This is a genomic window from Micromonospora sp. LOL_013 (assembly GCF_048060315.1).
GTDB lineage: Bacteria > Actinomycetota > Actinomycetes > Mycobacteriales > Micromonosporaceae > Micromonospora_E.
In genome coordinates this window covers 108,039-121,412 of record NZ_JBHMIQ010000003.1, presented here as the reverse complement: position 1 = coordinate 121,412, position 13,374 = coordinate 108,039, and the positions used below count along the sequence as shown (strand labels likewise).

General features: G+C 65.2%; 16 protein-coding genes and 1 pseudogene. 7 read left to right on the top strand and 10 right to left on the bottom strand.

Going from position 1 to position 13,374, the window contains the following annotated elements:
* Positions 1-86: 86 nt before the first annotated feature.
* From ACFHWS_RS03635 to ACFHWS_RS03620, 4 genes and pseudogenes are all read left to right on the top strand, one after another.
* A complete protein-coding gene (locus ACFHWS_RS03635) occupies positions 87-353 on the top strand; it encodes a DEAD/DEAH box helicase family protein (protein WP_416567625.1) in 267 nt (88 codons plus the stop codon).
* Positions 350-436, top strand: a pseudogene (locus ACFHWS_RS03630) (hypothetical protein); the annotation flags it as partial. The gene ACFHWS_RS03635 and the pseudogene ACFHWS_RS03630, both read left to right, overlap by 4 nt.
* 139 nt (positions 437-575) lie before the next feature.
* Positions 576-1,862: an HsdM family class I SAM-dependent methyltransferase gene (locus ACFHWS_RS03625; protein WP_416567624.1), complete on the top strand. Its 1,287-nt coding sequence runs from the start codon at positions 576-578 to the stop codon at positions 1,860-1,862.
* Positions 1,863-2,492: 630 nt separating this feature from the next.
* Positions 2,493-2,888: a hypothetical protein gene (locus ACFHWS_RS03620; RefSeq protein WP_416567623.1), complete on the top strand. Its 396-nt coding sequence runs from the start codon at positions 2,493-2,495 to the stop codon at positions 2,886-2,888.
* A 520-nt stretch (positions 2,889-3,408) separates the two neighbouring features.
* On the opposite strand, the gene ACFHWS_RS03615 is transcribed toward ACFHWS_RS03620, so the two are convergent.
* The 4 genes from ACFHWS_RS03615 to ACFHWS_RS03600 all read right to left on the bottom strand — a co-directional run bounded on the left by ACFHWS_RS03615 (position 3,409) and on the right by ACFHWS_RS03600 (position 5,668).
* A complete protein-coding gene (locus ACFHWS_RS03615) occupies positions 3,409-4,146 on the bottom strand; it encodes an SDR family NAD(P)-dependent oxidoreductase (RefSeq protein WP_416567652.1) in 738 nt (245 codons plus the stop codon).
* Positions 4,147-4,219: 73 nt separating this feature from the next.
* Positions 4,220-4,693 carry a hypothetical protein gene (locus ACFHWS_RS03610; protein ID WP_416567622.1) on the bottom strand — a complete coding sequence of 158 codons (474 nt, stop codon included), beginning with the start codon at positions 4,691-4,693 and terminating at the stop codon, positions 4,220-4,222.
* Positions 4,694-4,704: 11 nt separating this feature from the next.
* The gene (locus tag ACFHWS_RS03605; RefSeq protein ID WP_416567621.1) at positions 4,705-4,896 is read right to left on the bottom strand and encodes a DUF397 domain-containing protein; all 192 of its coding nucleotides are present in this window, start codon (positions 4,894-4,896) and stop codon (positions 4,705-4,707) included.
* Positions 4,883-5,668 carry a helix-turn-helix domain-containing protein gene (locus tag ACFHWS_RS03600; RefSeq protein WP_416567620.1) on the bottom strand — a complete coding sequence of 262 codons (786 nt, stop codon included), beginning with the start codon at positions 5,666-5,668 and terminating at the stop codon, positions 4,883-4,885. The genes ACFHWS_RS03605 and ACFHWS_RS03600 overlap by 14 nt, the downstream gene beginning before the upstream one ends.
* Before the next feature lie 368 nt (positions 5,669-6,036).
* Between ACFHWS_RS03600 and ACFHWS_RS03595 the strand changes: the two genes are divergently transcribed.
* Both ACFHWS_RS03595 and ACFHWS_RS03590 read left to right on the top strand, forming a co-directional pair.
* Complete coding sequence (locus tag ACFHWS_RS03595; RefSeq protein WP_416567619.1) at positions 6,037-6,402, top strand: hypothetical protein; 366 nt, start codon at positions 6,037-6,039, stop codon at positions 6,400-6,402.
* The gene (locus ACFHWS_RS03590) at positions 6,396-7,019 is read left to right on the top strand and encodes a GNAT family N-acetyltransferase (RefSeq protein ID WP_416567651.1); all 624 of its coding nucleotides are present in this window, start codon (positions 6,396-6,398) and stop codon (positions 7,017-7,019) included. Before ACFHWS_RS03595 ends, ACFHWS_RS03590 begins: the two co-directional genes overlap by 7 nt.
* Before the next feature lie 95 nt (positions 7,020-7,114).
* Here ACFHWS_RS03590 and cutA read toward each other — a convergent pair whose 3' ends face one another.
* Positions 7,115-7,444 (bottom strand): divalent-cation tolerance protein CutA, encoded by a 330-nt coding sequence (gene cutA / locus ACFHWS_RS03585; RefSeq protein ID WP_416567618.1) that lies wholly within the window; start codon positions 7,442-7,444, stop codon positions 7,115-7,117.
* A 127-nt stretch (positions 7,445-7,571) separates the two neighbouring features.
* Between cutA and ACFHWS_RS03580 the strand changes: the two genes are divergently transcribed.
* Positions 7,572-8,114: a class IV adenylate cyclase gene (locus ACFHWS_RS03580; RefSeq protein WP_416567617.1), complete on the top strand. Its 543-nt coding sequence runs from the start codon at positions 7,572-7,574 to the stop codon at positions 8,112-8,114.
* Here ACFHWS_RS03580 and ACFHWS_RS03575 read toward each other — a convergent pair.
* The 5 genes from ACFHWS_RS03575 to ACFHWS_RS03555 form a co-directional block, all read right to left on the bottom strand.
* On the bottom strand, positions 8,106-8,468 hold the full coding sequence (locus tag ACFHWS_RS03575; RefSeq protein WP_416567616.1) for a hypothetical protein: 363 nt from the start codon (positions 8,466-8,468) through the stop codon (positions 8,106-8,108). The two genes, ACFHWS_RS03580 and ACFHWS_RS03575, sit on opposite strands and share 9 nt — an antisense overlap.
* Entirely contained in the window at positions 8,455-8,976 is a 522-nt protein-coding gene (locus tag ACFHWS_RS03570) for a radical SAM protein (RefSeq protein WP_416567615.1), read from the bottom strand. Before ACFHWS_RS03570 ends, ACFHWS_RS03575 begins: the two co-directional genes overlap by 14 nt.
* 37 nt (positions 8,977-9,013) lie before the next feature.
* The gene (locus ACFHWS_RS03565; RefSeq protein WP_416567614.1) at positions 9,014-10,231 is read right to left on the bottom strand and encodes an ISAs1 family transposase; all 1,218 of its coding nucleotides are present in this window, start codon (positions 10,229-10,231) and stop codon (positions 9,014-9,016) included.
* A 294-nt stretch (positions 10,232-10,525) separates the two neighbouring features.
* Entirely contained in the window at positions 10,526-11,272 is a 747-nt protein-coding gene (locus ACFHWS_RS03560) for a polysaccharide lyase family 7 protein (RefSeq protein WP_416567613.1), read from the bottom strand.
* A 573-nt stretch (positions 11,273-11,845) separates the two neighbouring features.
* Complete coding sequence (locus ACFHWS_RS03555) at positions 11,846-13,159, bottom strand: polysaccharide lyase family 7 protein (RefSeq protein WP_416567612.1); 1,314 nt, start codon at positions 13,157-13,159, stop codon at positions 11,846-11,848.
* Positions 13,160-13,374 lie beyond the last annotated feature (215 nt).

Here is a 13,374-nt window from a genome sequence, read left to right as displayed (position 1 = left end):
TGCGGTACGCGGCCTCGAAGGGGCCCTGGCCGCCGACCGCCCCCCGGTCGCTGATCCAGATGGCGACCGGTGCCGGGAAGACGTTCATGGCGGTGACCAGCAGCTACCGGCTGCTGCACCACGCCAAGGCGACCCGCGTGCTGTTCCTGGTCGACCGCAACAACCTGGGCCGGCAGACGCTGCGCGAGTACGCCGGCTACGCCACGCCGGGCGACGGGCGCAAGTTCACCGAGCTGTTCAACGTGGACCGGCTGACCGGGTCGGGCATGCTCGACTCGTCGGCGGTGGTGATCTCCACGATCCAGCCGACCAGGGCGATTGGGGCCGATTTTCAGCAGGGAGAGTTGCTGTGAGCAACGTGGATTCGCGCCGGCTGGTGCAGAAGCTGTGGAACTACTGCGACGTGCTGCGCGACGACGGGGTCTCCACGATCGACTACGTGGAGCAGCTGACGTACCTGCTGTTTCTGAAGATGGCCGACGAGCGGGCGCGCCGGCCGCTCAAGCCGGAGCAGATCGTGCCGGCGGGACCTGAGCTGGCAGACGCTGCTCGACAGCGACGGTGTCCGGCTGGAGGTGCAGTACCGCAACATCCTGAGCGGGCTCGGGCAGGAGTCCGGCACGCTCGGCACGATCTTCCGCAAGGCGCAGAACAAGATCCAGGACCCGGCGAAGGTCAAGAAGCTGATTGTCGACCTGATCGACAAGGAGCAGTGGTCGCAGGCCGGCGTCGACGTCAAGGGCGACGCCTACGAGGAGCTCCTGGCCAAGGGCGCGGAAGATGCCAAGTCGGGTGCCGGGCAGTACTTCACGCCGCGCGCGCTGATCGAGGCGATCGTCGACTGCGTGCAGCCCACCCCGGACGACACGATCACCGACCCAGCGTGCGGCACCGGCGGGTTCCTGCTGTCTGCGTACGACTACATCCAGCGGCACCACGGTGACAGCCTGACCCGGGATCAGGCCCGGCACCTCGCCAACGGCGGGATCTTCGGCACCGAGCTGGTCGACGGCACTGCGCGGCTCGCGGCCATGAACATGCTGCTGCACGGCATCGGTACGCCGAGCGGCCCGTCGCTGATCGACGTCCGTGACTCGCTCGGGCGGGAGCCGTCGAGCAAGGTCAGCCTGGTGCTGGCCAACCCGCCGTTCGGGCGTAGCTCGTCGATCCGCATGATCAGCGGTGACGGGCGGGCCAGCCGCGAGGATCGGGAGATCGAGCGCGCCGACTTCTGGGCGACGACGTCGAACAAGCAGCTCAACTTCGTGCAGCACATCGCCTCGATGCTGGAGATCGACGGGCGGGCCGCGGTGGTGCTGCCCGACAACGTGCTCTTCGAAGGCGGGGCAGGGGAGACGATCCGGCGGCGGCTGCTCAAGCAGTACGACCTGCACACCATGCTGCGGCTGCCAACCGGCATCTTCTACGCCGGTGGGGTCAAGGCCAAAGTCCTGTTCTTCGAGCGCAAGCGCGCCCGCGAGGAGCCCTGGACCAGCAAGCTCTGGGTGTACGACTTCCGCACCAACCAGCACTTCACGCTCAAGCAGAACCCGCTGCGCCGGGAGCACCTGGAGGAGTTCGTCCGGGACTGCTATCTGCCGGGCAAGGACCGGGCCGAGCGGGTGGAGAGCGAGCGGTTCAGGGCGTACGACTACGACGAGCTGCTGAGCCGCGACAAGGTCAACCTGGACATCACCTGGTTGAAGGACGCCTCGCTGGAGGACGCCGACGCACTGCTGCCACCCGAGGTCATTGCCCAGGAGATCGTCGAAGACCTACAAGCCGCCCTACGCGAGTTCACCGCCCTCGCCGAGGCTCTAGCCGATCGCTCCGACGCCAGAGCCGACTCTCCATCAATTTGAGTAAGCGGGAGCATCCGAATTTCACCGCCGTCCTCTGATGCCGGCAGCAGCGTGTCGGCCAGAGGATTGGCATCGTTGGCGGTGCCGGTAGCCTGGCGCGTCCAGTACTCTTGAAAAAGGATCCAATATTCGACATAATGTCGGAATTCTGGCAAATGCTCCTTCGGGTCGACGTCTTGGGCAAGAGGTGTCGACAACCCGGCGTACCCTTAAGCCGTGCGGTGGCTGTTCTCCGGCGTCGATGTCCGAACCCGCAGCTGAGCGCATGCCTCGACAAAGCCCTGGGGGTCGGCATTTGCCGAATTGCTCGGCTGTCCACCAGGTCTGTGGTGCCCGTGCCGTAAGGTGCCAGAATCCGACAGTTTGAAGTCAGCCCACCGTTGGTTGTAACGCTCTGTGGATGCTGTTATGACCAAGACGGGGGCATCGAAGGCGATCATGTTCCTACCAGGTCGTATGCGGTTTGCTGAGGTGCCTCCTCTTTAAGGCTGCTTGCAATCTGTGACGACGAAACCGGGAAATCGGTTTCCTCTCTCTTGCTGGTCTTGCTGGATGGATGTGATCATGAATGCCTTTCGGGTATGGTAGATCTGTGTATCGTCTTACCTTCAGGGGGCCGAGCTGAGCGCTTTGATTATCACCCTGGTTGTGGCTGTAGGTACTGCTGTTCTTCAGGTGATTATGAAGGGTATTAGCAGGACGGATCTTCCAAATAAAAACCACGGGTTGACTCGCGATGATGCGTTGTTCTGGTCTGACTGGATTGTCGCAGCAAGTCTTGCCTTGGCTGGTTCGGTTATAGTTGCCGCCAATCAAGGTGAAGCCGTACCTGTTGCTCAGGTTCTTGCTAGCTTTGTCTCTATTGTCCTGGGTTGCAGTGCTTTCCCGTTCCTTCTTCGGGTGTTTGCCTACGGTCCGAATGCTCGGATAAAGGGTATGGGATGGATTGTCGTTGCAAACTCGTTCGGTATTCTCATACTATTGGGAGCTGTCGTTGCGGGAGCTAAAGTTTATGACTGGGCCTAGTTCGGAAGATCCGAGGGAGCCGCCAGTCCCGAAGTCTCAGTCCGTGCCCGCAGCCGTTGGGACGGCAGGGGCCGTTACTGGTGCGGTCGCGGCTGCTGCGATTGGACTTGGATTCGCGGTTGTTCCCGCTGCTGTGGTAGCGCTTGGAGTAGCAGCAGCAATTTCCGGGATTGTTGCTCGTGAGATTCGTCGCCATGCTGATCCGGAAGGACGGCGAAACTTTGGTGACTAGCAGCTATTGCCAGAGGAGGAACGCCCAGTGGTCGGCGCGGCTGGGCATGTCGGCGGTCGGCGTCGTCAGTCGAGTGAAGGGTATCAGATACGCCTGATAATCTGAATTGCTGTGCCGTCGATCGAAAGGTGTTGACTTTCTTGATTGACGCTACGCTGACGAAGATGTTGTGCTGGGTGTTTCGCTGTGATGATCTGGACAATGCGTTGACGCTAGCTTGGGTACCTGGTAAGAGGTGAGCCCGTACTTCCTTCGGGCAGGCGGCGGTGCGCCGGTAGTGCCAGTTATTTATGAGGGCTGAGTCATGGTGGCAACCCGATTGGCTCCCGCTTCCCTCTGCCAGGGAAAAGGCTTGTGGTTGTAAAAGAGTTGGCCCGTGGGTCCGTCGTCGGGGAGTGTAGGGAGCCAGGCGAAGGTGCCGGCTGCGTCGTCGGGGGTGTGGTTGGCCTTGCCGTAGGCAAGGCGGGTGCCGACCTTCCCCGGCGACGCTGCGTTGACGAGGAGGTTGTTGTGGTGTAGTTCTGCCGCGAGGATCTGGGCGAGCGCGTTGACGCCTGCTTTGGAGACGCGGTAGGAGACGCTACCGGTGCCCATCTCGGCGGACGTACCCATGTGGCTGGTGACGTTGACGATGCGACCGTACCCGTTTCGCTTCACTTCAGGAATGGCGGCGGTGCAGCAGCGCCAGGTTCCCATGAGATTCGCGTCGAGGGTCGCGGCGACCTTCTCCGTATCGGCTGCGCTGGCCGCTTGGCCTCGGTCGATGGCGATGGCGGCGTTGTTGACCAGGACGTCGAACCGGCCGTACTGGTAGCCGACGTCGGCCATGGCGCGGGCGACGCTGGCGGGGTCGGTGATGTCGAGCTGGTGACCCGAGACCGACAGGCCGAGCCCGGTCAGCTCGGCGGCTGTCCGTTCTGCGGCTTCGTCGCTTCTGGCGGTCACCACGACCTGGAGGCCGGCCTTTGCCAGTTGCTGGGCGACTGCCCGGCCGAGCCCTCGGTTTGCTCCGGTGACCACCGCGATGCGCTGGGATGCCGAGGTCGCGCCGACATCTGGTGCTGCGTGAGTGGCCTGAGTGCCGTTGCCGATGGGTTGGTCAGTCACGGTAGGCGCCGGGCGGCCAGATGACGGTCACGGGGACGCCATGAGACTTGGCGTAGGCGACGACGTCGGCGGTTCCGCCGTAGCTTCGGGCGGGCAGCCCATCCCAGACGGCAAAGAGCTGGTCCGAGTGGTCGACCATCGACTCGCTTGCGGCCATGTGGGCAACTGAGTCGGAGACCCGGTAGTCGCAGCGGTGGACAGCTACGGCATGACTGAGCAACGTGTCGTACGCGGCGTGGGCGTGCTCGGGCAGGCCGTCGCGGTCCTCCTGGGCGCGGACAACGGCTTCGAGCTTCCCGCCGTGCCGGAGCACCGCCTCGGCGAAGAGCTGGTCAGCTCCGTCGGCGAGGCAAGTGACGCCAACGAGGTTGCCGGTCACATGCGCGAGGTGCACATCGAGGGCTCGCACGACAAGGCCGCTGACCTCGTCGCTGAGCCCTCGATGGCCGGTGATGGCAATCCGCACTGGACGCCAGGTCAGTGCTTGGAGCTGACCTCGGCTACGAACGACTGCCAGGCAGCAGGCGCGAAGGTCAGGGCCCCGCTGTCGCGGTCCTTGCTGTCGCGGACGAGCACGCGACCGGGGACGTTGTCGGCTACCTCGACGCACTCGCCACCGTTGCTGCTGCTGCGGGAGGACGTACGCCAGATCGGCTCAACCGTGTTCATCGATCATCCTCTGAATTAGGTCTCGTGACTGCCGGCGGGATAGGGCCACATCGCTGACATTCTCCCACAACCTCTCCAGCCTACCCACCTCCCGAGCTGTGGAGACGATCCTCCCGGTGAGCTGGTCGTCGATGTAGCCAACACGGTCGCCATCGACCAGGGTCGCCACGATGAACGCCCCAGCCTGGCCGAGGTGCAATCCTACGGAGAACGGGATCACCCGCACGAGGACGTTCGGCCGGTGGCCGATGTCCACCAGATGCGCAAGCTGGTCCTTCATGATCGACGGGTCACCGTACCGCAGCGCGGGCTCGCCGACGATCGCCGTCAATGTCACCGGGTCGGCGCGGTCCAGGGTGGCTTCCTTTCGCTCCATCCGCTCGCGGGTCATCTCTTCGACCTGCAACTCGGTGTGCACACCTGCGGTGATGATCGCTCGGGCATACTCCTCGGTCTGGAGCAGACCCGGGATGACGAGCGGCTGGTGCATCCGCAGGAGGGTGGCTCGCTCCTCGTTCTCCGTCCACGGCCGCAGGCCAGGGGCAACGGCCTCCCCGCGCGCCTCCTCGGCGAGCTCCCGCATCTCCGTCCCGGTGCCCAGAACCTTGTCAAGGCCGTCAGCGATGTCGAGTGGCGGGATCGACTTGCCGGACTCGTAGTTTCCGATCTGCGATCCGCTAATAGGGATCTTGGCACCGAGGGCGTCTTGCGACATGCCTTGGGCCATGCGCTCGCGGCGAAGCGCGTGTCGAAACTCGTTCGTGTCAGGCAACTTGACGCTCCCAGAGTTAGTGGTTGGTGAGTGCCCACCCGACATCTTCCGCCTATTCGCCCCTCCAGTCCAGGGTGGAGTCAGATTTCAATTCGAATTGGGGAGCGGCGAATGTTGACCTTGTTAGGAGTCGTGCTGGCGGCGCTGGCGGGACTGGCCGTTGGCCTCTTCACGTTCCAGTTGAAGCGGCGGTGGTGTCCGGTGTGTGGGGCGACGTTGCGGTGTCCGGAGTGTGGTCCTCGGCATTCGGTGCGGTTCAGCCCGACGGGTCCGGCCGGTCTGCCTGGTGCGGCGGGTGCTGGTCGGTCCGGGGCTGTGGGTCGGGCTGCGGTGGACGCGGCTCGGGTGAACCGGGGCCGGTGGTCGGAGTGAGGGCACAGTTGCGGGACCTGGCCGCTGCTGGTGGTGGGGTGCTGGTCGTCCGCCATGACGGGCAACCTGGGGTCGGCCGGGTCGTGGGTACGGCGTACCGCGATGTTGCCGGTGCGGAGCCGGCGGCCGACAGCGGCGGTGGTGGTGGTCATGTGGCGGTGCGGCCGTCGTGGTCGTGTGCCGGCTGCGGCGACGTGTGGCCGTGTGCGGTGGCGCGGGTCGAGTTGGCGGGGGTGTTCGGGCCGGTCGCGTTGGCGACGTACGCGGTGGAGCGGATGACCGAGGCGGCGTTCGACCTGCCCGAGGTTACGGCGGCGGAGTTGTTCGACCGGTTCCTGGTGTGGACGTGGCGGCCATGCTGACCGTCCGGCCGGCGACGGCCGCCGACGTCGAGCCGTTGGGGGAGTTGTTGGCGCAGTCGTGTGTGCTGGATCCGGTGGTGTCCTGGCTGATCAACGATCACGCGTTGCGGTACCTGACGATGCACCGGTTCTTCACCGCCGAGTTGGAGTTCGGTGTGCGGCACGGGATCGTCGATGTGGTCGGGCACTGCGACGGGGTGGCGATCTGGTATCCGCACCCGGCGGACCGGCTGCTGGGGGCGGAGCATCAGCGGCGCAGGTTGCGGTCCTGCGGTGACCGGCATGGCCCGTACGCGCACTACACCTTCGCCGCCGGCCGGCTGGAGCCGACCGGCCGGCACCACCACCTGGCGTTCCTGGCGGCGGCACCCTGGTTGAGACGTCAGGGCATCGGGTCGGCGCTGCTCGCCGCGCATCATGTCCGGCTGGATCGGATCGGGATGCCGGCGGTGGTGGAGGCGAGCAGCGCTCGGTCCAAGGCGTTCTACGAACGCCACGGCTACCGGGTCGTACGGGTGGCGCACCTGCCGGCGGGCGGGCCGCCGCTGTGGGCGATGCGCCGCTCCGGCGACCCGGTCGACCAACCACCCATGGCCGCCGCCCTGCGGGTCGGCTGAACTGGGACGGCTTGGATCACCTGACCCGGAACAAGTCCGATGCCCCGGCGCTGCCGAGCTGGACGACCGGCACCTGACATACGTGGCGTGAGCGGTCAGCGTTCCTTCGTCTCGGCAGCCATCCACTTGAGGTACGGTGCGTATCCGGCAACGATCGGCATGCACACGATGCCGGGCACCTCGTAGTTGTGGCGGGCGCGGATGTGTTCCTCCAGCTCCGCGTACCGGGTGACCGTGGTCCTGAGCGTCACCCGCCACTCCTCGGCGGCCACCACATCGCCCTGCCACCTGTAGGTGCTCCTGATCGGGCCGGCGACCTGCGCGGAGGCAGCCAGCCGCGCCGCGACCGCAGTATCGGCCAGTGTCTCCGCCACCGCACGGGAGTCGGTAGCCGTGACGACCTGACAGTGCTCTGACTCGCGCATGAACAACCTTCCTTATCGCCGCGGCCAGCGTCGTCCGTTGCCGGACCCGCGCTGGCGCGTTGCTTTGCTCCGTCGTGCTGATCGTGCAAAGCTGCGCCGTCAGCATGGCGGGAACGACGGAGGCACTGTGCGCGAGGTCGAGGTCAAATACCGCGTCCAGGACACCGAAGCGCTGCTCGCCGCGCTGAAGGCGCGCGGTATCGAGCTGGGTGCGCCGGTCGTGCAGGACGATCAGGCGTACGCGCCTGAGGACTGGTCGTACGGCGACAGCAAGCTCGGCGTCCCCTTCGTGCGGTTGCGGACCGTTGACGGGCGGCACACCTTCACCCTGAAGCGCCCCGCAGAGAACGCCCTGTCGTGTGACGAGTACGAGGCGGAGGTCACCGACCGCCAGCAGATGCACAACGCCATCCTGGCGATGGGTTTCCGCGCCACGGTGCGGATCGCCAAGGTACGCCGTACCGCCAGGATGCCCGGTGGTGAGCTGTGCGTGGACGAGGTCGCGGGACTGGGCACGTTCCTGGAGTTGGAGCGCATGGTGGCCGACGGCGTGCCGGGTGAGGCGGTGCAGGCCGAGTTGGCGGCGTTCGTTGCTTCGCTCGGGATCGCGGCGTCCCGTACCGATGAAACGTACGACTCCCTCGTCCGCGCGGCCCTCGCCTCAGCCTGATCGCTGTTCCCACCGTTGCAGCACGGCACCGAGCACGACGGCTGCCACGGCCTCGGCCGGTTCGTCCGTGACCTCGTGGTGCAGCACGTCCGAATCGGTCTCGCGAAGCTGGCGTACAAGGTCTCGGTAGAGCCGGTCTTCGACTGCCCGAGCTCCTGCCCCGCCATAGTGGAACCGGCTGTAGACGCCACGGTCTGACGCGCGTTGGGCTGAACGCTCCGGCTCTCCGGTCAACACGACCGTCAGGTCGGGCTTGGCCGCGTACCGGTTGAGCTGGGTCAAGAACTCTGGATCGACGCCGTCGAGCCGCTGCAGCACGAGAGAGGTCGGCACGTACCGGTCACAGACGACCATGGTGCCTGTCCGGAAGGCAGGCAGGATGTGGTGTGCTCCAGGTGGTGATACCGGTCAGCGGTGACGAGGCAGGCGAGCACCAAACTCGCTCGCTGCCGGACTCGATGCCGAGTGCGACCTCCCGGCAGCCGTTGAGCTTCAACGTCTGCAGCATGTCGTCGCTCGTGCGGTGCAGGATGTTGATGCGGCCGGTCGCATCCCAGACGAAGCGGTCGCCAATGCGTGCTGCCGTGAACGTGGCCATGCAGGGTCGGATGAAGCGCTCGTACCCCAGGAACAGATCGTCGACGAAGCGAAAGGCGGTCACCCCGCAGTGTGTCTGCAGGTCCACCATTTCCCCGATGATGTTCTCCGGCGTACGGGTGCGGATGGTGATGTCAGGGTTGGCTGACACGGCCGCTCCGCAGAACGAGCAGTCGTAGGGACAGCCCCGAGCCCCGACCATGTTCGCCTCCAGCCGTCCGTCAGCGGCGAGGTACGGGTCGTCAGCCAGAAACGCGCGATCCACGAACGGGCTCGTCCGGCAAGGCGGAAGGTGTTGAGGGTCAGGTTGCGCATGGCGGCCAGGTTGCGGGGAGCCGTGCTGGTCCTGAGCTGGGATTTGTCTTCGTTGAAGGTGACGTCTCGGGTCCAGTGCAGACGATTCTCCACCGCCCGGTGCCCTCTCGGGTAAGCGTTGAGGTGCTGCGGGCGGGCTTGTTCGGCGTCGAGGCTGACGATGCCGTAGATGATCTGTTTGCTGGTGCGTACGCCGTCGAGTCCGCCGGTGTCGCGGCGTAGCCGGAACACCTGTCGGGCGCCCGGGAACAGGCTGTCGTCGAAGGTGCGACGCGGATCGTGCGGCGTTCGGTGCGTCCGTGCCCGCGATCGGAGTCGATGTCGGTCTGGTCGGCGAACTCGATGTCGTTGCCGGACAGCAGGGCTTGGGCGGCTTGCAGGGCGAGGGGCTGATTGCGTTTGAGGATCAGCAGGTAGTGGGCGTGCGGGGGCCCGGTGATCAGCCGGGCGGTCTTCTTCGTGGTGTGCAGTGCGTCCAGGGTGAGCAGCAAGCCGGCCACATCCAGCGGGGCGAGCAGGTCTTCGGTCACGGTGGTCTCGCCGCGTTTGTCGGCGACCTGCCGCTGCCCCAGAACCGCACCGGTGTCGTGGGTGACCGCGGCGACCAGGAACACCTGACCGGACGTGGTGCGGGTGCCGTGCAGCAGTTTCCCGTCGACTGCGACCGCGGGCAACAGCCCGGCCGGCGCCGGATGGGTCACCGCCCGCGTCACGGCGCGGCGTTGCTCTCGTTCGACGGGCTCGTCCGCGGCGGCGGGGATCTGCGGGACGGGGGCGTCGCCACGGACGATGTCGGCCGCATAGCCACAGGTCGCCGTGTCGAGGGCATCGCCGTCGACGGCGGCCAGGACCCGCCGGAAGGTGCGTTCGCTGGGCACCAGGTAGCGGCCGGTCAGCGGGTTGCGGCGGGCGCCGAGGCGGTGCGGGACGTCCTGCGGGGTCCGGGCCGCCCACTGCCGGATCGCGGCCAGACTGTCGTTGCCGGCCACGAGGGTGGCGCATGCGGTCAGGACCAGGATCACCAGCAACGGATGGCGTAGCCCGCGCAGCCGGCGTGGGTCCGGCACCTGTGCCAGCCGGGTCACCAGCGGGGACACCACCTGCAGCGGATCGGCCGCCGCCACGTCCGCGGCGAGTTCGGCCTCCCACAACGCCATGTCGGCGAGGTGGTCAACAACAGGGTCTATCAGGGAAGATGACGTCACGAGCGCGACTCCAGCGATGACCTTCAGGACTTAGACACCCGGAAGATCATCAGGAGTCGCGCTCGTCCTGCAACTCGCCTCTCGTCCGTTTCTCAACACGGACAGAACCAATCAATCCGGAACAACGCCGGGGCCGTGGCTGGGAGGTGGTCAGGAGGTGGTCTGATGACGGCCGTTGTACCGGTGAATACCAGGCAGTTCGCCATCAGCGGGGTGGGTGGTGCTGCAACTGTCCGGTGTGGCTTCGTGGTGTCGGGAGCCCCGCTTCCGGGGCTCCCGACAGATCACCTGTTGTCAGGAGTGATTGACGAGCAACTTGTACATGCTTACCTGACCGTAGTTCGAGCTGCTGCACGGGGAGGAGTTACCGCAGTTTGCCTGGGTGTAGGCGCCGGCCTTGAAGTAATTGCCGGACGCGGTGTGCGAGATGGTCGTCTGCAGGGTGCCGTTGTAGTACACCTTGATCTTGCCACCACTGACGACGAACTTGCCCTCGAAGACCGTGTGCAGCTTGTAGTTGCTGGTGATCAGCTTGTGGTGAGTGGTGTTTCCCTTGGTGATGTACAGGTTGCTACCTTCCAAACGGAAGACGGTGACGTCGTCGTCGCCGTCGTGGATTTGGGCTCCGACGACATGTGACTTGTCCTTCGGGAGCTTGTTGAATGCCAGCCGGAAGGTCAGGGTGTGAGTGCCCGAGGTAGCCGACCAGGAGGCGTTCTTAGTGCCGTTGCTGGCCATCTCGCGGAGCTCGGAGCGTGCGTAACTCGAGTTGGGCGTGGTCACACCGTTGACCGGGGATCGGAACTGCACCCCGGTGCAGGCGGAGTTGACCTTGAACCACGGATTGCTCGAATAGGTTGCGAGTTGGGGTTGCTTGATCTCGGTCGGCGATCCGGATGACCCGGTCGGCAACGTGACTTTCCAGTTCGTCAGGTTGAGCTGTTGGGCCGGGTAGTCGCATGGGGCGGCGGCGGTGGCGACGCTCGCTGGGGTGAGGAGCGAGGCCGCGAGAGTGGCTGTGGTCGCCAGCAGCGCGGTCACGAGTCGCTGTCTGCGGAGCTTTTTCATCGTTGGTTGTCGCCTTTCAGGGTGGTTGGTGATGGGTGTCGATGCCGTTTCATCCTTGATGGACGATTCGTCGCGCGCCGATTCGTCACATCAAGAAAGGTATTCGTTCACAGTTGTGAACTGTTGGGCATCGGTGCCAGGTGAGAGTAGGAGATGTAGTCACACACGTCAATAGGAAAATTTGTGCAGTGCTCGCAGCTGCCAGGCGATGCGCCAACTGTCGGGGTGTCCCTCATGTGGCGATGCCGCGCAGGCGTCAGCCGGCAGGCGGAATTCTCGCGTCGCTCGACCATCGACGCGACCGGTGTCGGTCGTGCCGAGGGAGCTGACGGCATCAGAAGGTCAGAGCGTGCCTGTGGTGTGCCCATCCGGCAATCGCGCTGTATCGGTTCTGGTTCTGGCTGTGGTACTGGTCGTGGGGACGTGAGTCGGGCTCCCATTTCCACGACCAGTACCACGCGAGCTCGCCTGTCGTGGACGATCGGCGCGTGCCGATCAGCCGCCGCGGCGGATGTTGGCGTCGTTACCTATGTCTCGTCGAGGCGGCTACTGGAGCGGTCCTCCCGTGTGTACGACGTTGCTGAAGGTGACCCTGGCCGTGCTGATGTCGGAGTCGGCGAAGTACTGCCGCCAGAGCACCTCCGCCTCTTCCGGGCTGCTGGCTTCGCCGTACGGTACCCACCCGGGGTACTCGCAGTCGAGATCGTTGGTGACGTTGCAGCCGCTCTCGGCGTCCTGGGCCTGGACGTAACTTCCAAACTTCATGTAGGACGCCTGGGAATCCTGCATGTCGTAGGTGAAGCTGGTCGACGTACGGCCGATGGTCGAGTTGACCGTGACCACACCGTAGTCGTTGATGAACTCGTACCTCATGGTCTTTCCGCTCCGGATGGTGCCGAGGTCGAAGATCTCCTCGTTGATTTCACCGTCACCGCTCACGAAGCCCGGAATCTGGACACGAACGTACACGTCGAAGACGCCGTTGCTGGGTACGCCCTCGAGCAGCGGGTAGTCGTCGATGGAGAAGTCCTGTTCGCCCTCGCCCTTGAAGATTCCGAGCGGGCTGGAATCCTGTACATAGAGCTTGACCTGGGTGGAGAAGCCGGCACCGGTGCCGGCGTGGATCTGGTGGGCGATGAGCTTGACCCCGTCGTCGAGATCGAACCTGATGTCGGCTGAGAAGGATTCGTAGATCTCGTCCGAAGCCTTCCTGGCGTTCACCGGTGTCTTCAGTTCGTCGCGCGGACCGCCGCCCTTGCCGGTGACGGTGAACTGCTCCAAGCCGTCGAAGCTCAATACGTACGGGTCGCTTGACTTGATGTAGTCGCCCGCCTCCGAACTGTCCCAGACGCCCGGGTCGAAGCCGGTGCCCGGTGCCAGTCCGGTGGACAGGGTGAAATCGTCGAATCGGCCGGTCTTGCCGCCGTAGGCAGCGAAAACTTCGACGGTGCTGGCGCTGCCGGTGTTGAAGTCGACGCTGACCGGCTCGAAGCCACGGCCACCGCCGGAAGAGGTGTAGGTGTCGCCGCCCACCCTGGCGCCGATGACGCCCTTGCCCCGGACGTACGCGGTCAAGGTGTAGTCGGTGCCGGGCGTCACAGTGACGTCTTGCCGGACTTCGCCGCCCGTACCTTGGATCTTGGCCGAATGGTGGCCGGTATTGCCGATATCAGAAAGAGCCACCTTGCGGGAGTTGATAATACGCCAGCCGTCGAAGTAGCCACTTTCGAAGCCGGGATTGGCGACGGCCACGGTGTCGGCACTCGCGGTGCTGGCCAGCGTGCCGGAGGCAACTGCGGCGATGAGGCCTGCTGCTGCTATCCGCGCGAGCGACGTGGTCCGTCTTCTGATTGTTCCCATGGTGCGGGTTTCCTTCCGGATCGCAGATCGGGACGGTTGTTGCGGCGAGGTCGGTGCGTCGAGAACCAGTTGGCTGTCTGCCTCGATCGGCCGGGACGTCGAGATCGATCGGGCTTGTTCGCCCGGGACGCGGAGATCGATCGGACCCTGCTCGCTCCCGGGGTCGGCCGGAGCCGCCCGGGGTCCGACCGGGGTGATCGACGACGTAAATCCGG

Coding starts and splice junctions, on each gene's coding strand:
- ACFHWS_RS03635 (WP_416567625.1), top strand. CDS start 87: ATGGCGGTGACCAGCAGCTACCGGCTGCTGCACCACGCCAAGGCGACC.
- ACFHWS_RS03605 (WP_416567621.1), bottom strand. CDS start 4,896: ATGAACACGGTTGAGCCGATCTGGCGTACGTCCTCCCGCAGCAGCAGC.
- ACFHWS_RS03590 (WP_416567651.1), top strand. CDS start 6,396: ATGCTGACCGTCCGGCCGGCGACGGCCGCCGACGTCGAGCCGTTGGGG.
- cutA (WP_416567618.1), bottom strand. CDS start 7,444: ATGCGCGAGTCAGAGCACTGTCAGGTCGTCACGGCTACCGACTCCCGT.
- ACFHWS_RS03575 (WP_416567616.1), bottom strand. CDS start 8,468: ATGGTCGTCTGTGACCGGTACGTGCCGACCTCTCTCGTGCTGCAGCGG.
- ACFHWS_RS03555 (WP_416567612.1), bottom strand. CDS start 13,159: ATGGGAACAATCAGAAGACGGACCACGTCGCTCGCGCGGATAGCAGCA.